At 65.7% G+C, this 24,281-nt stretch carries 21 protein-coding genes; 10 read left to right on the top strand and 11 right to left on the bottom strand.

The window, feature by feature from the left end:
* Positions 1–19 precede the first annotated feature (19 nt).
* From ACR64R_RS21160 to tsaD, 3 genes are read right to left on the bottom strand one after another with little or no spacing between them, the layout of a single operon-like run.
* Positions 20–316 carry a YciI-like protein gene (locus ACR64R_RS21160; RefSeq protein WP_487358219.1) on the bottom strand — a complete coding sequence of 99 codons (297 nt, stop codon included), beginning with the start codon at positions 314–316 and terminating at the stop codon, positions 20–22.
* 18 nt (positions 317–334) lie between these two features.
* Positions 335–1,339, bottom strand: coding sequence for an NAD(P)H-dependent glycerol-3-phosphate dehydrogenase (locus ACR64R_RS21155; protein WP_487358218.1), 1,005 nt, complete (start codon positions 1,337–1,339; stop codon positions 335–337).
* Entirely contained in the window at positions 1,336–2,421 is a 1,086-nt protein-coding gene (gene tsaD, locus ACR64R_RS21150) for a tRNA (adenosine(37)-N6)-threonylcarbamoyltransferase complex transferase subunit TsaD (RefSeq protein WP_487362510.1), read from the bottom strand. Before tsaD ends, ACR64R_RS21155 begins: the two co-directional genes overlap by 4 nt.
* A gap of 212 nt (positions 2,422–2,633) precedes the next feature.
* Between tsaD and hemC the strand changes: the two genes are divergently transcribed.
* From hemC to ACR64R_RS21115, 7 genes are all read left to right on the top strand, one after another.
* The gene (hemC, locus tag ACR64R_RS21145; protein ID WP_487358217.1) at positions 2,634–3,557 is read left to right on the top strand and encodes a hydroxymethylbilane synthase; all 924 of its coding nucleotides are present in this window, start codon (positions 2,634–2,636) and stop codon (positions 3,555–3,557) included.
* 1 nt (position 3,558) lies between these two features.
* Positions 3,559–4,278: a uroporphyrinogen-III synthase gene (locus ACR64R_RS21140; RefSeq protein WP_487358216.1), complete on the top strand. Its 720-nt coding sequence runs from the start codon at positions 3,559–3,561 to the stop codon at positions 4,276–4,278.
* 100 nt (positions 4,279–4,378) lie between these two features.
* On the top strand, positions 4,379–5,842 hold the full coding sequence (locus ACR64R_RS21135; RefSeq protein ID WP_487358215.1) for a COG4223 family protein: 1,464 nt from the start codon (positions 4,379–4,381) through the stop codon (positions 5,840–5,842).
* A 10-nt stretch (positions 5,843–5,852) separates the two neighbouring features.
* A complete protein-coding gene (locus ACR64R_RS21130; protein ID WP_487358214.1) occupies positions 5,853–7,424 on the top strand; it encodes a heme biosynthesis HemY N-terminal domain-containing protein in 1,572 nt (523 codons plus the stop codon).
* Positions 7,425–7,456: 32 nt separating this feature from the next.
* A complete protein-coding gene (locus tag ACR64R_RS21125) occupies positions 7,457–7,936 on the top strand; it encodes a tellurite resistance TerB family protein (protein WP_487358213.1) in 480 nt (159 codons plus the stop codon).
* 18 nt (positions 7,937–7,954) lie between these two features.
* Positions 7,955–8,671, top strand: a complete 717-nt coding sequence (locus ACR64R_RS21120; RefSeq protein WP_487358212.1) for a glutamine amidotransferase — start codon at positions 7,955–7,957, stop codon at positions 8,669–8,671.
* Between the two features lie 137 nt (positions 8,672–8,808).
* A complete protein-coding gene (locus tag ACR64R_RS21115) occupies positions 8,809–9,039 on the top strand; it encodes a hypothetical protein (RefSeq protein WP_487358211.1) in 231 nt (76 codons plus the stop codon).
* 178 nt (positions 9,040–9,217) lie between these two features.
* Here the strand turns inward: ACR64R_RS21115 and ACR64R_RS21110 are convergent, their stop codons facing one another.
* From ACR64R_RS21110 to ACR64R_RS21075, 8 genes are all read right to left on the bottom strand, one after another.
* Positions 9,218–11,563: an endonuclease/exonuclease/phosphatase family protein gene (locus ACR64R_RS21110; RefSeq protein ID WP_487358210.1), complete on the bottom strand. Its 2,346-nt coding sequence runs from the start codon at positions 11,561–11,563 to the stop codon at positions 9,218–9,220.
* 176 nt (positions 11,564–11,739) lie between these two features.
* On the bottom strand, positions 11,740–12,978 hold the full coding sequence (locus ACR64R_RS21105; protein ID WP_487358209.1) for an MFS transporter: 1,239 nt from the start codon (positions 12,976–12,978) through the stop codon (positions 11,740–11,742).
* A gap of 153 nt (positions 12,979–13,131) precedes the next feature.
* Positions 13,132–14,232 (bottom strand): aminotransferase class I/II-fold pyridoxal phosphate-dependent enzyme, encoded by a 1,101-nt coding sequence (locus ACR64R_RS21100; RefSeq protein ID WP_487358208.1) that lies wholly within the window; start codon positions 14,230–14,232, stop codon positions 13,132–13,134.
* A 111-nt stretch (positions 14,233–14,343) separates the two neighbouring features.
* Positions 14,344–14,805, bottom strand: coding sequence for a Ros/MucR family transcriptional regulator (locus tag ACR64R_RS21095; RefSeq protein WP_487358207.1), 462 nt, complete (start codon positions 14,803–14,805; stop codon positions 14,344–14,346).
* 195 nt (positions 14,806–15,000) lie between these two features.
* Complete coding sequence (locus tag ACR64R_RS21090) at positions 15,001–15,705, bottom strand: ROK family protein (RefSeq protein ID WP_487358206.1); 705 nt, start codon at positions 15,703–15,705, stop codon at positions 15,001–15,003.
* 18 nt (positions 15,706–15,723) lie between these two features.
* Positions 15,724–17,100: a glucose-6-phosphate dehydrogenase gene (gene zwf / locus ACR64R_RS21085; RefSeq protein WP_487358205.1), complete on the bottom strand. Its 1,377-nt coding sequence runs from the start codon at positions 17,098–17,100 to the stop codon at positions 15,724–15,726.
* A 13-nt stretch (positions 17,101–17,113) separates the two neighbouring features.
* The gene (gene gnd / locus ACR64R_RS21080) at positions 17,114–18,127 is read right to left on the bottom strand and encodes a phosphogluconate dehydrogenase (NAD(+)-dependent, decarboxylating) (protein ID WP_487358204.1); all 1,014 of its coding nucleotides are present in this window, start codon (positions 18,125–18,127) and stop codon (positions 17,114–17,116) included.
* 33 nt (positions 18,128–18,160) lie between these two features.
* Positions 18,161–20,578 carry a glucan 1,4-alpha-glucosidase gene (locus ACR64R_RS21075; protein ID WP_487358203.1) on the bottom strand — a complete coding sequence of 806 codons (2,418 nt, stop codon included), beginning with the start codon at positions 20,576–20,578 and terminating at the stop codon, positions 18,161–18,163.
* Between the two features lie 196 nt (positions 20,579–20,774).
* On the opposite strand from ACR64R_RS21075, the gene ACR64R_RS21070 reads away from it, so the two are divergent.
* Genes ACR64R_RS21070 through ACR64R_RS21060 form a run of 3 tightly spaced genes read left to right on the top strand, consistent with a single transcriptional unit; the run spans position 20,775 to position 24,279 of the window.
* Positions 20,775–21,788 carry a substrate-binding domain-containing protein gene (locus tag ACR64R_RS21070; protein ID WP_487358202.1) on the top strand — a complete coding sequence of 338 codons (1,014 nt, stop codon included), beginning with the start codon at positions 20,775–20,777 and terminating at the stop codon, positions 21,786–21,788.
* Positions 21,789–21,836: 48 nt separating this feature from the next.
* Positions 21,837–23,300, top strand: a complete 1,464-nt coding sequence (locus tag ACR64R_RS21065) for a sugar ABC transporter ATP-binding protein (RefSeq protein WP_487358201.1) — start codon at positions 21,837–21,839, stop codon at positions 23,298–23,300.
* Position 23,301: 1 nt separating this feature from the next.
* The gene (locus tag ACR64R_RS21060; protein WP_487358200.1) at positions 23,302–24,279 is read left to right on the top strand and encodes an ABC transporter permease; all 978 of its coding nucleotides are present in this window, start codon (positions 23,302–23,304) and stop codon (positions 24,277–24,279) included.
* Positions 24,280–24,281 lie beyond the last annotated feature (2 nt).

Here is a 24,281-nt window from a genome sequence, read left to right as displayed (position 1 = left end):
CCAGCGCGCGCGGTTGGGATTAACTAGCCGCAGGCTTGTTGAAGGTCCAGTTCCACTGGCGGATTTCGACGCTTTCGAACAGGCCCGCCTTGGCATAGGGGTCGGCCGCCGACATCGCCTGGGCCGCCGCCAGGTCCGGCGCCTCGACCACCACGAGGCTGCCGTCCGGCTTGCCTTCGGCGTCCAGAAACGGCCCGGCGAAGGCCAGCTTGCCCTCGCCGTTCAGGCCTTCCAGGAACGCGACATGGGCGGGCCTGGTGTCGAGGCGTACCTGCAGGCTGCCGGGCTTGTCCTTGCAAATCAACGCAAACAGCATGTCTAAGGCTCCGATGGGTCAGATGTCGGTTTCGGTTTTGAGCGGGCGTGTCATCAGCGCGGTCACGGCCTGGCCGATGGTGATCTTGCCGTCGAGGATGGCGGCGACGGCTGAGATGATCGGCGCCTCGATTTGGCGCTCCGCGGCGATGCGGGCGGCGATGCCGGCTGTCGGCACGCCTTCGGCGAGCGGCAGGCCGGCAAGCGGCTTGCCTTGGCCGAGTGCCAGGCCATAGGCGAAATTGCGCGACTGCGCCGAGGAGCAGGTAAGCAGGAGGTCGCCGAGGCCGGAGAGGCCCATCAGCGTCTCCGGCCTGGCGCCGAAAGCAGCGCCGATGCGGCGTAGTTCGACGAAGCCACGCGTCACCATGGCGGCCTGGGCGCTGGCGCCGAGCCCGGCGCCGATGATGGCGCCGGCGGCGATGGCGAAGACGTTCTTAAGGGCGCCGCCGATCTCGACGCCGATCAGGTCGTCGCTGGAATAGCAGCGCAGGTTTTCCGCCGAGAAGCGGGCGGCGAGCGCGGCCGCCAGTTCCGCCTCGCGGGCGGCGACGACAACGGCCGTCGGCAGGCCGCGCGCGACGTCGCTGGCGAAGCTCGGGCCGGAAAGTGCCGCGACCGGATTGTCCGGCAGGCTCTCCTCGACGATCGCCGAGAGCAGCGCGCCGGTGCCGCGCTCGATGCCCTTGGCGCAGAGCACCAGTGGCGCTCCCTGGGGCACATGGTTGCGAGCGGTGGCCAGCACGTCGCGCAGCGACTGCGCAGGCGTCACGGCAAGGACGCAGTCCGCGCCGTCGAGCGCCTCGGCCATACCGCTGGTTGCCGCGATGCCTGGCTCGATCATGATGCCGGGCAGGTAGCGCGGATTCTCGCCCCGGGCGATCGCGGCGACGGTTTCGGCGTCGCGCGCATAGAGGCGCACGTCATGGCCCGCCCGCAGCATGGCGAGCGCCAGAGCCGTGCCCCAGGCGCCGCCGCCCAGCACCGCAACGCGCCAGCCATTCGCGGATCGCTTGGCGCTCATGCCTTGGCACCACGCCGGCCCGAGCCGACCATTGGCGTGGAAACGCTGTCGAGCGGCCAGCGCGAACGCGGCACGAAGTCCGCGGTGTTTTCGTCGGCGATGCCGGCGCGCAGGCGCTCTATCCCGGCCCAGGCGATCATCGCCGCATTGTCGGTGCAGAGCTTTTGCGGCGGCGCGACAAAGGCGAAGCCGGCTTGCGCGCAAAGCGCTTCGAGCGTCGCCCTGATCGCACGATTGGCGGCAACGCCGCCGGCGACGACGAGCGCCGGCTTTGCCTGATCGGGAAATTCCTGGCGGAAGCGGACAAGCGCGCGGCCAACGCGGTCGCCCAGCGCGTCGGCCACCGCCGCCTGGAAGGAAGCGCAGATGTCGGCGACGTCCTGGTCGCTCAGCGGCGCGATCGCGGTCGCCGCCTGGCGCACCGCCGTCTTCAAGCCCGAGAAGGAGAAGTCCGGTTGCGCCGAGCCTTTCATGGGGCGCGGGAAGGCGAAGCGGCGGGCATTGCCGCTGGCGGCGGCCTTCTCCACATTCGGCCCCCCGGGATAGGGCAGGCCAAGCATCTTGGCGGTCTTGTCGAAGGCTTCGCCGAGCGCATCGTCGATGGTGGTCGCCCAGCGCTGGTAATCGCCGACGCCGCGCACCGCGACGATCTGGGTGTGGCCGCCGGAGACGAGCAGGAGAAGATAGGGGAAGTCGAGGCCGTCGGTCAGCCGCGCCGTCAGCGCGTGGCCTTCGAGATGGTTGACGGCGATCAGCGGCTTGTTGGCGGCGGCAGCGATCGCCTTGGCCGTCATCAGGCCGACGATCAGCCCGCCGACCAGGCCAGGCCCCGCCGTTGCGGCGATGGCGTCGACCTCATCCAGCGACACGGCCGCATCGGCAAGGGCAGCTTCGACGATACCGTCCAGCGCCTCGACATGGGCGCGCGCGGCGATCTCGGGAACGACGCCGCCGAAGGCCGCGTGTTCCTCGATCTGGCTCAGCACAACGTTGGAGAGGATTTCGGGCGCAGCGGCGCCGTCCAGCGCCACCACGCTGGCCGCAGTCTCGTCGCAACTCGTCTCAATGCCCAGAACGCGGATCAATTGGTCGCTGTCCTTGAAGATTGTATCACCGGAGGTCTGTCGATATTCAGGTGAAGCCGGCCTGTAAGCGGCGGCCTTCTGCGCTTCCGGTGCTGGCGTACGGTAAGTACGCTCCGCTCCGGTTCTCGGAAGCCACCGCTTTCGGCTCGGCCCAACCTGAATCTCGACAGACCTCGGCCAAGGACGGGGGTTATCACGGACCGCGCGCCATGCAAACTTTGAAAATCGGAACACGCGGCAGCCCGCTGGCGCTTGCCCAGGCGCATGAGACGCGCGCGCGTCTGATGAAGGCGCACGGCCTTCCCGAGCAGGCGTTCGAGGTGGTGGCCATGTCGACCAGCGGCGACCGCATCCAGGACCGCCCGCTGTCGGAGGCCGGCGGCAAGGGCCTGTTCACCAAGGAAATCGAGGAAGCGCTGCTCAGCGGCCGCATCCACATCGCCGTGCATTCCTCGAAGGATATGCCGACGGTGCTCCCCGAAGGACTCCAGCTTTCCACCTTCCTGCCGCGCGAGGACGCGCGCGACGCCTTCATCGGCAAGAGGGTGAAGCGGATCGCCGACCTGCCGCATGGCGCGACGGTCGGATCGTCATCGCTTCGTCGCCAGGCGTTGATCCGCCGGATGCGGCCGGATTTGGAGGTGGTGACGTTCCGCGGCAATGTGCAGACAAGGCTGCGCAAGCTGGGCGAGGGCATCGCCGAGGGCACGATCCTCGCCTGTGCCGGGCTGAAACGGCTCGGGCTCGAGGATGTCGTCACCGACCTGATGCCGCTGGAGGATTTTCCGCCAGCGCCGGGGCAAGGCGCGATCGGCATCGAATCGCGCATCGGCGACCGGGATGTCGAGGCAATCCTTGCTCTCATCCACCACGTGCCGACGGGCCAGGCCTTGGCCTGCGAGCGTGCCTTCCTCGCCGCGCTCGACGGCTCGTGCCGCACGCCGATCGCCGGCCATGCGACCGTATCGGGCGAGAAACTCTCCTTCGACGGGCTGATCATATCGCCCGACGGCACCGAATCGCATGAGGTACGACTGGAAGGCGAGGCCGCGGACGCCACGGAAATCGGCACGGACGCCGCGCGGGCGGTTCGCGCCAGGGCTGGCGCCACATTCTTCGACGGCTGGGCCTGACATGGTCCGCGTCCTGGTGACGAGGCCCGAGCCCGGCGCGTCGCGCACGGCACGGCGGCTCGAAGCCCTGGGATTCCAGCCTGTCCTGCTGCCGCTCACCGAAACGAGGGCGCTGCCGGTCGAAACAGTGATCGATGCCGAGACCGTAGCGGTCGCCGTAGCCGTCACTAGCGCCAATGCGGTGCGCCATGCGCCGGAGGCGCTGATCACGGCGCTGGCGGGCCTGCCTTGCCACGCGGTAGGGAAAAAGACGGCCGAAGCCTGCCGCGCGGCGGGATTTGTCTCCGTCACGGAAGGTCCGGGCGATGCCGAAGCGCTGGCCGACACCATTGCCGGCAGCCTTGCCGGCAAGGCAATCGTCTATCTGTGCGGCCGCGTTCGCTTCCCGGTGTTCGAGCAGCGATTGGCGGCGGCGGGCGTGCATGTCCAGGCGATCGAGACCTACGACACGGTCACGATCGGGTACGGCGATGCCGAAGTGATCGCCCTCCTGTCGGGCCAGCCGGTCGAGGCCGCGCTGCTTTATTCAGCCAAGGCCAGCGCCGCGCTGGCCGGTCTGGCAACGCGGCCGATCCTTGAGCATCTCCTTGGAAAAACAGAATGTTTGGCGCTCTCGGCGCGGATCGCCGAACCGCTTGGCGGAGTCGTCGGTCTAACGATCCGCATCGCGTCGGAACCAGAGGAAGATGCGTTGCTGGCGCTTTTGTCGCTGCCCGGCTAGGCCGCGTCATCACACCGCCCCTTTTCACCGCTTGGTGATGTGCTAGAGCAACCCTTGGACCCTTTGAACCATCCTCAAGCCAGTTCGCGGAGCCCAAAGCATGGTCAAGACGCCGAAGATGCGACATTCGAAGACCCGGCGAGAGCCGGTGACCATCGACCTCGAGCCCGGCGCCGTCTCGCGAATCACTGGCGAGGATGTCACCAGGGCCGAGACCAAAGCTCCGAAGACCGACGAGGCGAAGGCGCAAGAGGCCGCCGCCGCTTCGCAGCCGGAAGCTCCGGAAGAGCCCATCCACGCCGAGCAGGCCGATATCGAGCCGTGGGAGCATAGCGACACCGCCCAGGCAACGGTCCATCAGTCAGAGGCCGGCAGGAGCGAGCCGGAGGCGCCGTATCCTAGCGGTTCGGAGGCGGCGAAGAGCCAGTCCAAGGGCTTCGATTATAATTTCGAGGACGCATCCGCGCCCGGCGCCAGCGCTTCCACGCCGAAGCCAAGCGAAACACGAAGCGAGGATCGAGTGCCGCAGCCATCGCGCAAGACCGGCGTCAACGCCATTGCCGCCGGCGTGATCGGCGGCGTGATCGCGCTTGCCGGCGCCGGCCTGCTGCAGGCGCTCGGCCTGCTCGGGGCCCCGGGATCGCGCGGCGGAGCGCTCGATGGCGTCAATGCCGAGGTCGCTTCGCTGAAAAGCGAAATCGCGGCGCTGAAGGAGAGCGGCGCTACGCCGGCCGCCGCCAAGGTCGATGGTCTTTCCTCGGCGCTCGATCAGGTCAAGACCGACGTCGCGGCGTTGAAATCCTCGGCCGGGCAAGGGGGCGATGGCGCGGCGCTCAAGGCGATCGACGACAAGGTCGGCCAGCTCGAGACGACCGTCGCCGACCTGCAGAAGAAGGGTAACGCCGCACCTGTCGATCTCGGTCCGCTCAACGAGAAGATCGCGGGCCTCGACGCGCTGGTGAAATCGACCGGCGATGCGGCGAAAGCCGAAGACAACCGGGTCGCCGCGCTCGAGCAATCCGTGTCGCAGCTTTCCGCTAAGGTCGAGGCGCAGGCTTCGCAGCCGAAGATCGCGCTGGCGATCGCGGCTGCGGCGCTGAAGTCGGCGCTCGATCGCGGCGCGCCATTCGCGACCGAGCTCGACACCTTCGCGGCGATCGCGCCGGATGCGCCTGAGCTCGCGGCGCTGCGCGCCTATGCCGACAAGGGCGTGCCGACCCGCGCCACCATCGCTTCGGAGGTCGATGCCGCCGCAAATGCAATGATCGAGGCGGCAAAGCCGGTCGACCAGAATGCCGGCTTCTTCCAGAGCCTGGTGTCGAGCGCGGAATCGCTGGTCAAGGTGCGGCCGGTCGGCGCCGTCGAGGGCAAGGGCGCGCCTGAAACCGTCGCCCGCATGGAGGTGGCGGTCAACCAGGGCGACTACGCCAAGGCTCTCGGCGAGTATGACACGCTGCCCGACGCGGCGAAGGCGGCCGGCGCCGATTTTGCCGGCAAACTGAAGGCGCGGCTCGACGTCGAAAAGCAGCTCGAAGCGCTGATTGCGGCCGCGACAAAGGCGTGAGGACGAAAAGATGATACGCCTTCTCGTCTTCCTCGCCGTCGTTTTCGCGCTGGGACTGGGCTTTGCCTGGCTCGCCGACCGTCCGGGCGAAATGCTCGTCACCTTCAACGGCTACCAGTATCAGGTCACGCTGATGGTTGCTGCGGTGGCGATCGTTGCCGTGGTCGCCGCCGTCATGATCGTCTGGTGGCTGATCAAGTCGCTGTGGAACAGCCCTTACACGATCTCGCGTTATTTCCGGGTGCGCCGCCGCGATCGCGGCTACCAAGCGCTGTCGACGGGCATGATCGCCGCCGGCGCCGGCGACGGGGCGCTGGCGCGCAAGAAGACCAAGGAAGCGGCGAAGCTGATCAACTCCGACCAGGAGCCGCTGATCAACCTGCTAGACGCGCAGGCCTCGCTGCTCGAAGGCGACCATGAGGGCGCGCGCGAGAAATTCGAGCGCATGCTCGACGATCCGGAAATGCGGCTGCTCGGGCTGCGCGGGCTTTATCTCGAGGCCGAGCGGCTGGGCGACCGCAACGCCGCGCGCCACTATGCCGGCCGCGCGGCGGCGGTGGCGCCGCAACTCGCCTGGGCGGCGGAATCGACGCTCGAGGAGTTGACCGAACGCGGCGACTGGGACGGCGCGCTGAAGCTGGTCGAAGCGCAAAAATCGACAAGGCAGATCGAGCGCGACGCGGCCAACCGCCGCCGCGCCGTGCTGCTTACCGCCAAGGCGCAGGCATTGGCCGACAGAGATTTGAGCGCGGCCCGCGCGGCGGCGCTCGAGGCCAACAAGCTGGCGCCCGATTTCGCGCCGGCGGCGGTGATCGCCGCCGACATGGTTTTCCGGCAAAACGACGTGCGCAAGGGCTCCAGGTACCTGGAGACCGCCTGGAAGGCCGAGCCGCATCCCGACATCGCCGAGCTCTACACCCATGCAAGGACGGGCGACGCCGTGCTCGATCGCCTCAACCGGGCGAGGAAGCTGCAGGAACTGAAGAAGAACCACGCCGAATCGTCGATGGCCGTGGCGCGCGCGGCGTTCGACGCGCAGGATTTCGCCACTGCCCGCCGCGAGGCGGAGGCGGCGATCCGCATGGATCGCCGCGAAGGCGCCTATCTTCTGCTTGCCGATATCGAGGAGGCCGAGACCGGCGATCAGGGCAAGGTGCGGCAGCTGCTGTCGAAGGCCGTGCGCGCGCCGCGCGATCCGGCCTGGGTGGCGGACGGCGTCATCTCGGAGCGCTGGGCGCCGGTGTCGCCGGTCACCGGCAAGCTCGACGCCTTCACCTGGCGCGCGCCGATGGAGCGGCTCGGCCAGCTCATCGACAGCGACACGGATGTCGCCGTGCCGGCGATCACCGCTACGCCACCCGTCCAACCTGCCGGCGAGCAGGCGATCGACATCGTCTCCGATGGCCCGGCGGAGCAGCCGGCACCGGCGAATGACGGCGAGAAACACGTGGCGGCTGCCGAACCGGCCGGCGAGACGGCAACCATAGGGCAGGGTCCGGAATTGCCGCCTCTGCCGGATGATCCGGGCGTCGCGCCGGAAGAGGAAGCGGATAAGTCGGCGCGCCGGTTTCGTTTGTTTTGAGCTCAAGTGTGGCAGGCGGGAAGAAGGTGTCGATGTTCGAGCGTGTATTGTCCTTCCTGCGGGATCTGCCGGCTGCGGGCCACGTCAAGCCGAGCGCGGATGATCCGCGCGTCGCGGCCTCCGCGCTGCTCTATCATGTGATGAACGCCGACGGCGTGCGCCAGGACGTCGAATGGGAGCGGTTCAAGCAGATACTGTCCGAGACCTATTCGGTGAGCGGCGAGGAACTCGATGCGTTGGCGGCGGCGGGCGAACGCGCCGACAATGAGGCGATTGACCTCTACGCCTTCACCAGCGTGCTGAAGCGCGAGCTCGACGCGGAGGCGCGCAAGGCCTTCATTGGTCTGATGTGGGAAATCGTCTATGCCGATGGCGAGCTTGACGAGCTTGAGGACAACACGGTCTGGCGGGTCGCCGAGCTGATCGGCGTCGAGCGTCGTGACCGCATTGAGGCGCGCCGCAAGGCGGCGGCAGAGGTGCCCGGCGCGCGGGGCAAGTCGAGCGACGAATAACAGGACCCTTCGCCTTCCATGCCATCAAGACCGAGGCCGAGACCCAAGATCCTGATCGTGCTGCATCAGGAGAATTCGAGCCCCGGCCGCGTCGGCCATATGCTTCTGGAAGAGGGTTTCGATCTCGATATCCGCCGGCCGCCGCTCGGCGACGCGCTGCCTTGCACGCTGGACGGTCATGCCGGCGCGGTGGTCTTCGGTGGGCCGATGAGCGCCAATGACGAGGACGAGTTCGTCCGCCGCGAGACCGAATGGCTGGAAATCCCGCTCAAGGAGAACCGCCCCTTCCTCGGCATCTGCCTCGGCGCGCAGATGCTGGCCAACCATCTCGGCGGCAAGGTCGAGGGCCATGGCGAAGGGCTGGTCGAGATCGGCTGGTACCCCATCAAGGCGACCGAAGCCGGCAAAAAGCTGCTGCACTGGCCGGAGATGGTCTACCAGTTCCACCGCGAGGGCTTTTCGTTGCCGAAGGAAGCGACGCTGCTGGCGACGTCCGAGACCTATCCCAACCAGGCCTTCCGCTATGGCGACAATGCCTGGGGCATCCAGTTCCATGGCGAGCTGACCCGGGCGATGATGCATCGCTGGGTGGTGCGCGGCGCGCACCGCTTCGAGCTGCCCGGCGCGCAGCCCGGCCGCGACCATCTCGGCGGCCGGCTGATCTGGGACATGCACCTGAAACGCTGGCTGAGCGAGTTTCTGGGGCTGATCTTCGGCAGGCCGGCGGCAGGGTAGAAGCAAAAGTCCGACTGGCCTGGCTTAAGCCAAGGATGGGCTTTGCAGCCGGTGCCCTGCACCAGCAGCCTCGTCGGTATCGGCGCAGCCGCGAATCTGTGCTAAGGCGCCGCCCGATCAATGAAAAGGACGACACTGTGAGCGAACTGACCTTGGCCGAGGCGACCGAAAATATCTATGCCTCACTCCGAGCCGATAACGCCGACCTCGATGCGCACATCGCGGCACTCAAGGCGGCGTTGGCACGAGAGGGGAAGCAACAGGCGGTATTCGATCCAGCCAGGTTGGTGCAGAACAACCGTGCGGGCCGCAAGTTGATGCAGGCCTATTTTCGTCAGCGCGGCGTGAGCGTGAGTTTTTCGCAGTAGAACCGAAACGGAGCTTGGCGGCGCGGTTGCGATTGCCTGGCGTGCACCTGTGCGAGCCCCGGCTCGGGGCTGTGCCTCATCCCCGAAGTCGGGAGGCGATCGGCGGGCTGCAGAAGCGGCATCGTTCATCGCGCTGGCCAAGCTAGCCACGATCAGGCGACGGACCGGGCGAGCTGAATTACGGCGCTGCCGCCGCTGGTTCGTTCTTCCTCATCCTCAGCTCGTAATTGAGCCGATAGCGGCCGCCTTCGAAATTCCAGATCAAAGGGTCGCGCACGCCATCTATCGAGCCGGCGCCGGCCGGAAGGTCGGGGAATTCCCGGGCGTGGCTGGGGTCGTCGGGGCTGGTGTCATCCTGCTCGAACACCTTCATCCCGGCGTGGTCGACAAAGGTCAGGTTCGCGCTGCCGAAGCGTGCCGCCCAGTCCTTATGGTCGGCGGAGTCGTCGCAGTCGAACTCGACCTCGCCCGCGGGCGGGAAACGGATGGTGCGGCTGTCGATCGACAATTGCGTGAAGATGTCGTCGGAGCCGAATTCGGGATTGGTCTCGTCCTCGCAGATCAGCGCCTTCAGTTCCAGATTGCGAACCGTGGTCTGCATCGAGGCGCGCACCCGGACGGCCTGGCTTCCGGCAGCCGCCTGGCGGATGACCAGATAGCCATGCGTGCCGTCGCCCATGGAGTCGCTGACGATGCGGCTGGTGCCGGAGACCGCGACCGGCGGCTCGCCGCCATGCGGGTTGTCGAACTCCTCCAACGTCGCCTTGTAGCGGCCCGGGTCGGGAAGGCCGTCGGCGGTCAGCGTCACGGTCTGATCGGCGCCGCTGTCGGCCTGGCCGACGACGTCGAAGCGGAACCAGGCCTCGTCCTGGCTGCCCAGCAAGCTGCCGGCCTCGGTCAGCGAGGCGAATTGCGGCGGTTCGCCCGGCTGCAGCGGACAGGCTTCCTCCTTGGTGGCGCAGGTGTGGCGGCGCACCAGCAGCGCGTAGTTGCCCTGCCATTTGCGGTCCTTGCCGGTCACGCGGATGAAGAACTCCTTCGGCAGGGCATAGGTATGGACGGTGAAAATGTGCTCGCCGTCCTGCACGGTCCTGGTGCTGCCATAGTAGCTCGAGATCGGCGTCGTCATGTTGGACGGCTGGTAGATATCGATGCTGACGTCTGGATCGTCGGGTCCGATCGAATAGCTGCCGGCGTCCTGGCGCACGACATGCAACCATTGCATGGACCCCGGATAGCGGATCTGGGTGACGTCCTGGCCGTTCCTGAAGTCGATCAGCTCTTCGGCCTGCGGCTTGCCGTCCGGGCCCTTCTTCGCCGTCAGGTTGACCGGATAGGCGATCGACGGGCTGCAGAAATTGTTGCCGAGGTTGAGGTCGGCGGTCAGAAGATTGTGGTCGCTTTCGAGGTCGACGAAATCGACCGGGATTGTCTCGTGCTGAACGCAGATCGGTCCCTCGATGCCGCCGCTCAGATAGGGCTTCGGCGCGGCGAGGATGTAGTCATAGCGCTCGCCGTCGATGTAATTGGAGATTCCGGGATCGGCGCGATTGGTGGCCGCCCAGCTGTCGTAGTGCCGGGATGTCCAGTACGTGCCGGGCGTCGCGAACCGGCGCGCCCATTCGCCTGTGGGCTGGTGGAACAGCGGCACGTTCATGTCGCCCATCACCAATACGCGCTCGCGCTTGCGCTGTGCTGGCGTCAATGGCGACAGCGTGGTTTCGATCAGCTTTTCGATCTGGTCGAATTGCGCATCGCGCGCGTCGGCGTGCAACTCGGCCGGGCTCTTGTCGAAATAGTCCGCCTGCATGTGGGTGAAGACGACGGTGTAGTTGCTTTGCGAAGGCAGATGCAGCAGCCGCACGATCGCCGCGCCCTTGCCTGACAGGCAGTCGACGCCGCCGCAATGGTCGTAGAGGGTGAAGCCGACCTCTTCGGTCGCTGCATCCAGGGTCTCGCCGTCGTTCTTGCCCCATTTGAAGCTGTCGTCGGGCAGCGGCATGAACTTGAAATCATTATTGGCGAACAGCATCAGGCCGCTGTCCTCGCCGTCGATCTTCTCGACCGGCTCGCCGTAGATCGCCACCGCAGCCGCCGGATCGAGACTGGTGATTGCGTCGGCAATGGCCTGCGGCCGCACCTTGAGCAGCGCAGCGTCGATCTTGCGGACATAATTCGGATAGACCGGCTTCAGCTTGTCGATGAGGATCTGCTTGGCATCCTCGTCCCACGCCTCGTTGATCGCGATTATGTCGAAGCGGTCAGTGTTCTTGAGGATGGTGTCGGCCAGATGTTCGGCCTGTCTTTCGGTCTGGCCCTGAATCTGCACAAGGCAGTCAGCGAAGTTCGGGTTGGCGCATTTGAAGATCGGCGAGAGCAGATAGGCATTGAAGGTCGCTACGCGAACGGTCTCGACTTCCTGCGCCCTCGCGCCGCCGATCGGCGCGGCAAACAGCGTGACAAAGAGGATGATCGCCTTGGCCAGGACCTGATCTGACCGGAACGGGCGTCCGAGATGTAACATAGCACTTGCCCCCATCGTCGCCTGATCGCCAGGCTGGCGAATAGTAACAGGTGGCGAACATCCGAACCGTGAAGCCATTCACGCTGCGCAAGGGGAACTTGGCGGGCGGGGCGATATGTCGGCACAAGCTGCCTGGGCGGTCCGGGTCGAACTCAGGGGCTAGATCCAAAACCCGATCAGTTCCGGCTGCTCAAATGCCGTACCTGGCGCAGCGCGGGGAACAGCCAGGCCCACAGGCCGGCTACGGCGACGGCGCCGATGCCGCCGATCACCACGGCGGGAACCGTGCCGATCAGCGCGGCCATGGTGCCCGCGCGGAACTCGCCGACCTCGTTGGAGGCGCCGACGAAGACCTGGTTGACGGCGTTGACGCGACCGCGCACCTCGTCGGGGGTCCAGAGCTGGATCAGCGTCTCGCGGATATAGACGCTGAACATGTCGGTGGCGCCGAGCAGGGCGAGCGCCAGGATGGACAGCCAGGTGATGGTCGATACGCCGAACAGCACCGTGAAGGCGCCGAACAGGGCGACAAAGCCCAGCATGATCTTGCCGGCATGGTCGCGGATCGGATGGCCGGCCAGCCACACGGCGACGCAGATGGCGCCGATACCCGGCGCCGAGCGCAGCAGGCCGAGGCCCCAGGGACCGAGCTCCAATATGTCGCGCGCATAGACCGGCAGAAGCGCCGAAGCGCCGGAAAGAAGTACGGCGAAGAGATCGAGCGAGATGGCGCCAAGCACGATCTTCTCGCTCCAGATGTAGCGGAATCCGGCAAACAGCGTCTGCATGGTCGGCTTGTCGGTAGCGGTCTGCTGAGCGGGCTTGGGAATGGTGAATATGAGCACCGCAGCGACGACCATCAACACGGCGGCAGTGGCGTAAGCGACTTCCGCCGAAACGCCGTAGAGCAGGCCGCCGGCGACCGGTCCGACGATGGTTGCCGTCTGCCAGGCCGACGAGTTCCAGGCTATGGCATTGGCGAAATCCTCCTGCGGCACGAGATTGGCGAACAGCGAGGACGAGGCCGGCCCGTAGAAGGCGCGGGCGATGCCGAACATCACCAGCACGCTGAAGATAGGCAACGGACTGGTCAGGCCACGCAGCGTCAGAAGCAGGAGTGCCAGCGCGCAGCCGGCCTCGATCAGCGTCGACAGGGTCATGATCAGCCGGCGGCCGAAGCGGTCGGCGACGACGCCGGTGACCAGCACCAGGAGCAGCGAGGGCAGGAACTGGACGATGCCGACAATGCCTAGGTCGAAAGGATCGCGCGTCAGGTCGTAGACTTGCCAGCCGACGGCGACGGACACGATCATGGTGGCGAATGTGGTGAGGAAGCGCGCCGTCCAGTAGCTGAGGAACGGGCGGTGGCGGAACGCGGCGTAGCGCTGGTCTGGTGACGTTGCTTCGGCGGTCATGATTCAGAGGGCCCCGTTGCGACAATGGCCGGCGGGGCATTTCCATGGTGGGCGGTGGTCCGGCCAGAACCCTTTAGCCCAGTTCTTTGCGCATCGTGCGCAAAAAAACTCGCTGGATCAGGGAAAAGCGAAATTCCATCCAAGGATGGCGCCCTAGTTCCTCAGGGCGGCCGAGATGGCAGCCAGCCCGCCGCGCAGCTCCGCTTCCTTCGGCCAGCCGAAGCCGAGGCGGAAGAAGCGCTTCGGCATTTCGAACCAATGGCCGGGGCCGACATAGGCGCCGTGTTCCTCCAACAGCCTTGTATAGAAGCCGTCGAGGTCGAAGCCCGCATCGACGTTAAGCCGGGGGAAGCCGACCACGCCGCCTTGCGGCCGCACCCATTCGACCAGAGGCTCGCTGTCGATCCAGGATTGCACGATGTCGCGGCGCCTGGCCATTTCTGGCAGCAACGGAGCGAGAAAGGCGTCACGACGTTCGAGCGTGGCGCGGGCGATCGCCTCGTCGATGACGCTGCCGCAGATGCCGATCTGCTCCTTGGCGGCGAGGAAGGTTTCCTGCAGTTCCGGATCCCGGGTGACCAGCCAGCCGATGCGGATACCCGGAATGCCGAACGCCTTGGACAGCGAGCAGACGCTGATCGCGCTTGGGCTGAGCGAGGCCGCCGCGGGCAGGCGCTCGCCATAGGAGAGGTCGCGATAGGTCTCGTCGACCAGCAGCCGGCATCCGTGGCTTTCGGCAAGCGCAATCAGCGCGTCGAGGTCGGCGCGTGTCATCATCGTGCCGGTCGGGTTGTGCGGGCAGGTGACGCTGATCAGCTTCGTGTTCAGCCGCAGCTCAGCCTTCACGCGCTCGATGTCGACGGCAAAGCCTTCGTCGAACTCCAGATCGACATAGGAGATGGCGCAGCCGATCGCCCTGGGCGTCTCGATGTTGGTGGCGTAGTTCGGCCGCACGACCACGAGATGGTCGCTCGCCGACAGCAGCGATGTGGCGATGATGAACAGGGCGCCGGCCGCGCCGGCTGTCACCATCACATCGCCGGGGGCAAGGCCCTTGTCCTGCCCGGCGATCAGCGCGCGCAGTTCCTTGTCGCCGCGATGCTCGCCATAGAAGAGGGTCAGGTCGGGCAAGGCCAGGCCGATGTCGGAGAGCTTCTGGTCGGCGATCGAGCTTTCGGAAAGGTTGTAGCGGATGCGGTCGTAGCCGTATTCCTCCGGCGCTTCCTTCTCGATCACCATCCTGGCGTAGTTCATGGCCATGTCTCCCCCCGTCCGTGGTGGTATCCAAGCCACAAAAGCAGCAAGCCTGCCAAGGCGGATTCCCCGGCAGGCTTGCCTAAATCGTTGGTGCAGGCGCGTTCAGGCTCAGGACGTCGCCTTGGCCTTCCTGCCCCTTGCGGGTTTCACCGGTTCCGGCTCCGCCTTGCGGCCAAGGCCGATCGACTTGGCGAGCTGCGAGCGCGACGCCGCATAGTTGGGAGCGACCATCGGGTAGTCTGCCGGCAAACCCCATTTGGTCCGGTAAGCTTCGGGGGTCAGGCCGAAATGCACGCCGATATGGCGCTTCAGCGATTTGAACTTCTTCCCGTCCTCGAGGCAGATGATGTAGTCCGGTGTCACCGAGCGCCTGGGATTGACGGCGGGGACCGGCGGGGGTGCTGCGGGCTCCGTCGGCTGGCTGAGCCCGCCGATCGACGAGGCGACGCTGGCGATCAGCCCGCCCAGGTCGGAAGCGGGCAGGCGGTTCTTCGCGACATAGGCCGATACGATGTGAGCGGTGAGCTCGAGCAGGTCGACTTCCTTGTTTGTGCTTGTGTCCTCGTCCACGTATTCCCTCCGTTTCTGCCGCAAGGCCGCGAAAGCGATCCGGTTTCGCGATGTATCGTCAAAGCGCTGCAAGCGTTGTTTGCGAATTTGGAAAGCCGCAGGCCGGCGAATTCCTAGTCGGCAAATCTGCGCGATGCAATGATCCGTCGCGCTATTACACGCTGTTTTGAACGATTATACTGAAATGTAACAATATCAGACGATCAGCGCCTTGTCGCGCCATAGACGAAATCCACCCTCGAAAGCGCGAGTGTTGTCGCCGCGCCGGGACTTTTCAGGCAATTCATCGAGCTTGTCGACGTTGCCGCCGCCAATCACCACATAGTCGGGCTGCAAGGCGGCGCGAAGCTTGTCGACCACGTCGAAGACGTGCTTGCGCCACTTCTTCTTGCCGCGCTTGATCAGGCCGCGCTCGCCGACATAATCCTCGAAACTAGCCCCTTTCTTGTAAGGCAGATGGGCAAGCTCCATCGGCTGGCCGACATTCCTGATGATCATGGCGGCGCCCAGGCCCGTGCCGAGGCCGAGGAACAGCATGCGGCCGCCGTCATAGCTGCCGATGGCCTGCATCAAGGCGTCGTTGACGAGCTTCACCGGCTTGCCGAAGGCGGCGGAGAAATCGTAGCCGTTCCAGCCCTTGCCGAGATTGAAGGGATCGAGCGATGGCCTGTTGTCCGCAACGGGGCCGGGATAGCCCATCGAGATCACGTCGTAATGCAGGCCCTCGGCGAGTTCGCTAACCGAGGCGACGACTTTGTCGGGCGTCAGGCTCGGGCCGGACGGGACGCGGCGCATCTCGCCACCGGCGCTGGTGAGGATCTTCACATGCGAGCCGCCGACATCGACGGCGAGCACGATCGGATCGCTGCTCGCCACGGCTGTTTTTGCTGTCTTCGCCACTCCGTCCTCCCCAAAGAGTCAGTTGGTCGGGTTGATCCAGCCATCGGGCGGGCCGAAGCCTTTCATGGCATCGGCGGGCCCCCAGGTCTTGGGCGCATAGATCGCCGGCGCGGTGGTGTCGCCCAGCACCGGCCCGACGATGCGCCAGGCAAGCTCGGCTGCGTCCTGGCGCGTGAACAACTGGCCATTGCCGTTCATGGCGTCGCCGATCAGCCTTTCATAGGGCGGCATGTCGCCCTTGGAGTCGTCGAGCGCGGTGAGTTCCACCTGCTCCCCTATCATGTCGTCGCCGGCTCTCTTGCGCTGTGCGCCGATCGAAATCGCCATCTGCGGGTCGATGCGGAAACGCACATAATTGGCGTCATCCGGCTTGATCGGATCGAAGACGTCTAGCGGCGGCCGCTTCAGCCGCACGATCACCTCCGTGGCGTGCACCGGCATGTTCTTGCCGGCGCGGATGAAGAAGGGCACGTCGCGCCAGCGCCAGGTGTCGACGAAGAAGCGCACCGCGGCGAAGGTCTCGACCGGCGAGTTGGGTCTGACGCCCGGTTCGGCCAGATAGCCGTCGAACTGGCCGCGCACGACGTCGTCCCGGGTCAGCGTGCGGATCGCGCGCAGCACCTGCACCTTCTCGTCGATCAGGTCGTCGGCCGAGCGGCCGACGGGCGGCTCCATGGCGAGCAGAAGAAGGATGTTGAGCAGATGGTTCTCGATCACGTCGCGGATGCAGCCGACATCGTCGTAGAATTTGCCGCGGCCCTCGATGCCGAAATCCTCGGCCATGGTGATCTGGACACTCTCGACGAAGTTGCGGTTCCAGATCGGCTCGAGGAACGAGTTGGCGAAGCGGAAGTAGAGCAGGTTCTGGATCGCTTCCTTGCCGAGATAGTGGTCGATGCGGAAGATCGACTGCTCGTCGAACACCAGATGCAGCACCCGGTTCAGCCAGCGCGCCGACTGCAAATCGTGGCCGAAGGGTTTTTCGATCATCAGCCGCGCGCCGCGCGCGGTACCGGACTGCTCCAGCCCTTGCACGACGGTCTCGAACATCGTTGGCGGCACGGCCATGTAATGCAGCGGATGCTGCGCCGGGCCGAGCGCCGTCCTCAGTTTCTCGAAGGTGGCGCCGTCACGGTAATCGCCACTGACATAGCGCAGCAGCGAGGCGAGCCTGGCGAAGACCGTGTCGTCGATGCCGCCAAGTGCCGTCACGATGCCGTCGCGGGCCCGGTCCACCAGTTTGGACAGGTCCCAAGGCTCGAAAGCGACGCCGATGACGGGCTCGGCCAGCGTTCCCTTGGCGACCATCTGGTAGAGCGCCGGAAATATCTTCTTATGCGCAAGATCGCCGGTCGCACCGAAAAGCACCAGCGTGTCGGATCTATCCTGGCTCATGCCGCCTCTCCCCTCACGCGCCGGTCTTGGGTTTCTCGACATGGCCGCCAAAGGCATAGCGCATGGCGGACAGGAGCTTGTCGGCGAATTCAGATTCGCCCTGCGAGGAGAAGCGGTCGAACAGCGCCGAGGACAGCACCGGCGCGGGCACGCCGGTGTCGATCGCAGCCTTCAGCGTCCAACGTCCCTCGCCGGAGTCGGAGACGCGGCCGCCGAACTGGGCGAGCGCCGGATCGCTCTTCAACGCGCCTGCGGTGAGATCGAGCAGCCAGGAACCGATGACGCTGCCATGCCGCCAGACTTCGGCGACCTGGGGCAGATCGATGTCGAACTGGTAGTATTGCGGGCTTTCGAGCGGGCTGGTCTCGGCGTCGGCGGTGCGCTGCCTTTTGCCGGCATTGGCCGATTTCAGGATGTTGATGCCCTCGGCATAAGCGGCCATGACGCCGTATTCGATGCCGTTATGCACCATCTTGACGAAATGGCCGGCGCCGCTCGGGCCGCAATGGAGATAGCCGAAAGGCGCCGTGCCGGCGTCCTTGGGCGGATTGGAGCCTGGATCGGCGCCCGGCGCCAGCGTGGCGAAGACCGAATCGAGGTGCTTCACCGCTTCGTCAGGCCCGCCGATCATCAGGCAATAGCCGCGCTCCAGCCCCCAGACGCCGCCGCTGGTGCCGACATCGACGAAGTTGATTCCCTTCACCGCCAGCTTCGCCGCCTGGTCGACGGCGTCGTGATAGTAGGAATTGCCGCCGTCGATGATGATGTCGCCCGGCTCCATCAGCGCCGCCACCTGGTCGACGATCCTGCCGGTGATCGCTGCCGGCAGCATCAGCCAGGCGCAGCGCGGCTTGGCGAGCTTGCCGACGAACTCCTCCAGCGAGGCGGCGCCGACAGCGCCGTCCTTGACCATGCCGGCGACGCTTGCCGAATTGATGTCGTAGACGACGCATTCATGGCCGTCGCGCATCAGGCGCCGCACCATATTGGCGCCCATCCTGCCCAGCCCCATCATTCCGATCTGCATGGTTTCATCCCGATTGCTTGAGGAAAGAAGATTTCACTGGCCGTTTGGTTGGTCGATGGCGACTGTGAAGTCGACATTCTCCCAATGCATCGCTTCGGGCCAGAAAAAAGTGAAGACGATGGCGGCTCCCGGCGGCAGGCGGTCAACGGGCAAATCCACCAGATGGATGCCGAACGCATTCTCGACAGTCCTGGCGTCCGCAACCGTCAGCCATTTGTCGCTGCTCCAATGGACCACGCCCGGCGCCGAAAGCTCGACGCGCAGCGCCTTGCCGGCCGGGATGGAGCGAATCTTGTTGTTGAAACGCCATATCCGCAAAGGCGATACCCTCCCGCCTTTGACGTAGCGCTCGACGCCTTGCGGCGGCAGGTCGAAGACGGCGCCGTCGCGCAGCGAGCGCAACAGCTTGATGTGCTCGGCATGCGCCCAGACCAGAGGCATGGCGCTGCCGGAAGGCGCGCCGAGCCGCAATTCGCGATCCGGTATGTCGGGGCGATCCCAGACCTGTTCCGGCAGAAAACCGCCTGCGCCGGCCGAGCGTTCGAGAGTATCAAGCAGTTGCGCCGCCTTGTCCTTGCGGCCGGCAGCCAGCTCGTAATGGCCACGCTCGCCGGCAAGCAGCGGCCAGGGCCGTCCCTGGCCGGTGCCGTCGAAAGGCGCGCCGTCCTCGTGCTCGCCATAGCCATCGCCGGTATAGCGGTACCAGAGCGGTCCTTGCGGCAGGTCGCGGCGCAGCTCGGCGTCGATGGCCTGGACGGTGTTGAGGATGCGTGGATCGTCCGCGGCTCTGAGCCCGAAACGGACCAGCGCCAGAGCGTCCGGGCTGATGATCGCCTCGGCCGGCTTGTCGGTATCGCCCGGCGGCCGGTTCTTGATCGGCACGAAGCCGTCCTTGGGCGATGCGGCGCCGCCATCGTCCGGCGGCGCGATGCGGACATAGTAGCCTTCGACACCCGCCCTGGCGCTTGCCTGCGTCCCCGTGACGTAGGTCCAGCGCTCGATCTGGTCATTCCAGCAATCGGCGGTTTCGCGCAGATAGTTTGCCGACTTACTTTTGCCGAAGACATCGAGCATGTCGGCCGCCGCGAGCAAAGCGGCTATCTCCACGGCCAGGGTGAACGGACTATAGCCGGCATCCTCTTCCCAGCGGTCCTCGCCGGTGACCGGGCCGTTGCGCACGACATAGGCGGCCGCGTTCTCGATCATGGCCAGGAAGCCGGCCAGCTTCGACTTCGGCAGATGGCCGGCGCGGCGCAAGGCATCGGCCAGCAGTAGCGGAAAGGCGCATTCGTCCATCTGGATGCCGGGCCAGTAAGGGGTGCCGTCGGACCAGCAATTTTGCGGCCAATGGCCGTCCGGCTGCTGGATCGAACGCAGATAGGCGAGGATCTGCAGCGCCTGTCTGCCGTCGCCAGCGGCGAGGAAGCCGCCCGCCGTCTCGACGAGGTCGCGCGGCCAGACGAGGTGGTAGCCGCCGAGGTCGTCGTCGCCCTTGTTGAAGCCCCAGGGGATCGACAGGCTGGCGACGGCGGCGCCGGGCCTGGCGATCGACAGATGCGTCGCCAGCACCGCCGTGCTGACGCGGTAGGTGTTCAACCCGGAAGCGGCGAGGCGGTCGAGTCCTTCGAGCCCTGCCTGGAATTTCCGCCAGTTTTCGACATAGGTTTTCGCGGCCGGCTCGAAACCCTGTTTCAGGCTTGCCAAGGCGAGGTCCGCCGCTGCATGCGGAGAATCGCCGAAGCCGAGCGCCAGCAAGGCGGTTGTGTTCCCGGCCGAAAAGCTGATCTCGCCGGTCAGCGCGACATTGCCGTCCTCCGCCGCCTGGCAGGAAGGATCGAGCGCGCCGCCGTCGCGGAGTTGCCGCCAGCCGTCGGAAACGCCAACATAGCCGGCCGAGCAGGCGCCCCAAGGCAAAGAGCAGGCAAGCGCAAGCGAGACGCCGCGTCCAGTGGCGAAGAGAACGCGCTGCCCCTTATGTTCGCCGATCCAGGCGGTGTTGCCCATGCCGGCATTGACGAGATGCGGGGCAAGCAACACGTAGACGCGGTAATCGACGGCCGGGCCCTTGAGCGAAACGAAACTGGTCTCCTGTAGCAGGACAGGTCGTTTCGAATCCGTAACGATGCGCTTCTCGATCTTGTAAGCGCCATCGGGAGCGATGTTGGTCAGCCTGTAGCCGGGAACCCCGTCCTCGAAAGTCTCGACAGTGTGGGCCGCATCGCGCTTCTCTTCGGAAAAATACCCGCCGGGGCCGGTGACGATCAGACCCATGTCGCGGGTGCAGGCGCTGTCCAGACGCGGATAATAGATTTCGTTCAGGATGCCGTGGCTGATGGTGAACCAGAGCGGGCTTCTTGCCGAAAGGGCGGTGCCCACTCCGCTCTTGGCGCTCGACGTCCAGCGCGCTTCGATTCCCGGGGCGCCCTGGGCAACGGTCGGAGTCACTGCCATCAAATTCTTTCTCCTGCCGCGTTCCTAGACCATCAACCAGAAGCTTTTCAATCGCTGCACCGCAAGTTGATCGTGGCCCATAAAGCTTTGCAGTTGACAGCTTGCGGTTCGTCTGAATTTGTCTGACAATAGATAAAAAACAGGGAATTTGCGTTACGACCATCCGTTAAGACCAGCAAACTCGGGAGGAACCGACATGAAGAAACTGCTCGTATTGAGTGCATTCGCGGCGATGCTCGCCTCGGGCACAGCGCTTGCCGACACCAGCGGCAAGAAGATCGCCTTCTCCAATAACTATGCCGGCAATTCGTGGCGCCAGGCGATGCTGGACAGCTACGGCATCGTCACCAAGAAGGCGGTCGCGGACAAGGTGGTCGCGGCCGCCGACATCTTCACGACCGCCGACAAGGAAGTGCCGACCCAGGCCGCTCAGGTGCAGAACCTGATCCTGCAGGGCTACGACGCCATCGTGATCAACGCCGCCTCGCCGGATGCGCTCAATGGCGCCATCAAGCAGGCCTGCGATGCCGGCATCGTCGTCGTCTCTTTTGACGGCACCGTGACGGAACCCTGCGCCTACCGTGTCGTCGTCGACTTCAAGGACATGGGCAAGCAGGAAGTCGAGCAGATGGCGAAGTTCCAGCCCAAGGGCGGCAATCTGCTGGAAATCCGCGGTCTCGCCGGCACCTCGATCGACGATGCCATCCACGCTGGCATCCTCGAAGGCGTCGCCGCGCATCCCGAATTCAAGATCGTCGGTTCGGTGACAGGCGATTGGGACCAGACCACGGCGCAGAAGGCGGTGGCGACCATCCTGCCGTCGTTGCCCGATGTCGTCGGCATCGTCGACCAGGGCGGTGACGGCTATGGCGCGGCTCAAGCCTTCGCCGCCGCTGGCAAGCCGCGCCCGACCATCATCATGGGCAACCGCCAGGACGAGCTGAAGTGGTGGAAGGAGCAGAAGGAAAAGGACGGCTACAAGACCTGGTCGGCCTCGATCGCGCCCGGCGTGTCGACGCTCGCCTTCTGGGTGGCGCAGCAAGTGCTCGATGGTCGCAAGGATATCCCGCACGACCTCCTTGTGCCCTACCTCGCCTTCACGCAGGACGATTTCGAGGCCGCGCTGCCGAAGATCAAGGAAGGCGGTGTCGCAACGCACGAATACACGCAAGAAGACGCCATCGCCGCGATCAAGGCCAACATCAAGTAGCCGCGACGCGACGTTGCCAGCCGCACCGCCAGCCGGGTAAAGTCGAGGATGCTCCAGGCTATTGCGGATATCGTTAGACTGGACGGCGCCGAAAAACATTTCGGCGCCGTTCGAGCCCTTAATGGCGTCGACTTCCATGTCGGCGCCGGCGAATGCGTAGGGCTGGTCGGCCATAACGGCGCCGGCAAGTCGACGCTCATGCACATGGTGGCCGGCACGCTGCGGCCGGATGGCGGGCAGATCGCCGTGCGCGGCAATCAGGAAGCAAGCTATTCGGTGGCGCGGGCGCTGGAGCTCGGCATACGCTGCGTCTTCCAGGAGCTGTCGCTCTGCCCCAATCTCAGCATTGCCGAGAACACCCGCATCAATCATCCCTCGCTCACCGGCTTGGGCTGGCGGCGCAAGGCGGCCGATCTCATTTGCGCCAAGCTCGACGAGATCTTTCCGGACCACGGCATTTCGGCGGACGACATTGCCGGCGATCTTTCGATCGGAAGGCGGCAGATGGTCGAGGTAGCGCGCGCCTTCACGCTGACCCGCGAGCCGTTGCACCTGGTGATCCTCGACGAGCCGACCTCCTCGCTCGACGCGCATACGGCGGGGCAATTGCTTTCATTCGTGCGCCGCTTCGTCGCCGCCGGCGGCAGCTGCATCCTGATCTCGCACGTGCTGGGCGAGGTGCTGCAGAACGCCGACCGCATCGTGGTGATGCGCGACGGAAAGGTGGTCGCGGCGGACGCAGCCAGCGCCTTCGACCGTGACAAGCTCGTCGCCGCCATGGGGGGCGCCGAAGGACATCACAAGGCTCCGGTCGAAGCCCGGAAAGCCGAGGCCGGCGCACTCAGGGTTCGCGCGCGCCCGGCCCGGCAGCAGGACGGCAAGGAGCTTGTCGCCCGCGCGGGCGAGATCATCGGCCTCGCCGGGCTTGCCGGCCACGGTCAGACGGACCTTTTGCTGGCGATCTTCTCGGCGGCCGCCCGCGCCAGGGCAGGCATCGAGGTGACGGCGCCGGTGGCGCTGGTCGCCGGCGACCGCCAGTCGGACGGCATCTTCGCGCAATGGTCGATTGCGCGGAACATCGGCGTCCGCTCGCTGGCCCGGCTGCGCAAAGGGCTGCTGATCTCGCCCCAGCGCGAGGCCGAGCTCGCCGAATTCTGGAAGAAGAAGATCGGCATCCGCACGCCCGACATGAACAACAACATCTATTCGCTGTCGGGCGGCAACCAGCAAAAGGCGCTGTTTGCGCGCGCGCTCGGCTCCGACGCCGAGATCGTGCTGATGGACGACCCGATGCGGGGCGTCGACATCGGTACCAAGCTCGAAGTCTATGACCTCGTGCGCGAGGAGGCCGCCAAGGGCCGGACCTTCCTCTGGTACACGACCGAGACCGAAGAGCTCGACAATTGCGACCACGTCTATGTCTTCAAGAACGGCAGGATCGTCGCCAATCTTGGGCGCGACGAGCTGACCGAGGAAAAGATCATCCAGTCCTCGTTCGGCGATGCGGCCTGACATGACGGCGATCGCTCCCGGCACGCTTCCGAAATCCTCGCCGCGCAGCGCCGCCGCCCGGGCACGCATGCTGCGTGGACTTTTGCCGGCTTTGTCGCTGGCGCTGGTGCTGATCGCGATCGCTTGGCTCAACCCACGCGCGATCAGCTATTTCGGGTTCAACCTGATGCTGAACCTGGCGATCCCGATCGCGCTGGCGACGATCGCGCAGATGTTCGTCATCGCCGGCAACGAGCTCGATCTGTCGATCGGGACCTTTGTCGGCTTCGTCGGCTGCGTCACCGCGACCTGGCTGCGTGACGCGCCGCTCCTCGGCATCCTCGTGCTGCTCGGCTCGATCGGCGTCTATGCCCTGCTTGGCGCGCTGATCCATCTGCGCAACCTGCCGTCGATCGTGGTGACGCTCGGCATGAGCTTCGTCTGGCAGGGGCTTGCCGTCCTCGTCCTGCCCAAGCCCGGCGGCAAGGCGCCGGACTGGCTGCTGTCGATCACGTCGTTCAAGCCGCCCTACGTCCCGTTCCCGATCCTTGCCGCGCTGCTCATCGCCACGGTCGTGCATTTCGGCCTGATGCGCACCTCCTACGGCGTCATCCTGCGCGGCTCCGGCGGCAACGCGGCGGCGCTCAGGCGCGCCGGCTGGTCGCTGCTCAAAACCAAGATCGTGCTGTTCGCGCTGACCGGCCTGTTCGGCGTGCTTTCCGGCATGGCGCTCATCGGCATCACCACCTCGGCCGACGCCAATATCGGCAATGGCTACACCCTGCTTTCGATCGCCGGCGTCATTCTCGGCGGCGGCGAGTTCGTCGGCGGTCGCGTATCGCCGATCGGCGCGGTGCTCGGCGCGCTGACGCTGGCGCTGGCTGCCTCGCCGCTGCTCACTTTCATGCATATCCCGCCCGACTGGCAGGTGGCCGCCAATGGCGCGATCCTGATCATCGTCCTGGCGGCCCGCGTCCTGATCAGCCGCAGGGAGCGGTAAGC

This window comes from Mesorhizobium sp. MC2-1-1 (genome assembly GCF_057597255.1).
Note: the sequence above shows the minus strand (reverse complement) of the source record. Positions and strands in the feature narration are given on the sequence as shown.

Bases quoted from the DNA above. Each gene is read 5' to 3' on its own strand.
- ACR64R_RS21160 (WP_487358219.1), bottom strand. From the start codon at position 316: ATGCTGTTTGCGTTGATTTGCAAGGACAAGCCCGGCAGCCTGCAGGTA.
- ACR64R_RS21135 (WP_487358215.1), top strand. From the start codon at position 4,379: ATGGTCAAGACGCCGAAGATGCGACATTCGAAGACCCGGCGAGAGCCG.
- ACR64R_RS21060 (WP_487358200.1), top strand. From the start codon at position 23,302: ATGACGGCGATCGCTCCCGGCACGCTTCCGAAATCCTCGCCGCGCAGC.
- ACR64R_RS21125 (WP_487358213.1), top strand. From the start codon at position 7,457: ATGTTCGAGCGTGTATTGTCCTTCCTGCGGGATCTGCCGGCTGCGGGC.
- ACR64R_RS21100 (WP_487358208.1), bottom strand. From the start codon at position 14,232: ATGAACTACGCCAGGATGGTGATCGAGAAGGAAGCGCCGGAGGAATAC.
- gnd (WP_487358204.1), bottom strand. From the start codon at position 18,127: ATGCAGATCGGAATGATGGGGCTGGGCAGGATGGGCGCCAATATGGTG.
- ACR64R_RS21065 (WP_487358201.1), top strand. From the start codon at position 21,837: ATGCTCCAGGCTATTGCGGATATCGTTAGACTGGACGGCGCCGAAAAA.
- ACR64R_RS21130 (WP_487358214.1), top strand. From the start codon at position 5,853: ATGATACGCCTTCTCGTCTTCCTCGCCGTCGTTTTCGCGCTGGGACTG.
- ACR64R_RS21110 (WP_487358210.1), bottom strand. From the start codon at position 11,563: ATGTTACATCTCGGACGCCCGTTCCGGTCAGATCAGGTCCTGGCCAAG.
- ACR64R_RS21140 (WP_487358216.1), top strand. From the start codon at position 3,559: ATGGTCCGCGTCCTGGTGACGAGGCCCGAGCCCGGCGCGTCGCGCACG.
- ACR64R_RS21155 (WP_487358218.1), bottom strand. From the start codon at position 1,339: ATGAGCGCCAAGCGATCCGCGAATGGCTGGCGCGTTGCGGTGCTGGGC.
- ACR64R_RS21075 (WP_487358203.1), bottom strand. From the start codon at position 20,578: ATGGCAGTGACTCCGACCGTTGCCCAGGGCGCCCCGGGAATCGAAGCG.
- ACR64R_RS21120 (WP_487358212.1), top strand. From the start codon at position 7,955: ATGCCATCAAGACCGAGGCCGAGACCCAAGATCCTGATCGTGCTGCAT.
- hemC (WP_487358217.1), top strand. From the start codon at position 2,634: ATGCAAACTTTGAAAATCGGAACACGCGGCAGCCCGCTGGCGCTTGCC.
- ACR64R_RS21105 (WP_487358209.1), bottom strand. From the start codon at position 12,978: ATGACCGCCGAAGCAACGTCACCAGACCAGCGCTACGCCGCGTTCCGC.
- zwf (WP_487358205.1), bottom strand. From the start codon at position 17,100: ATGAGCCAGGATAGATCCGACACGCTGGTGCTTTTCGGTGCGACCGGC.
- ACR64R_RS21070 (WP_487358202.1), top strand. From the start codon at position 20,775: ATGAAGAAACTGCTCGTATTGAGTGCATTCGCGGCGATGCTCGCCTCG.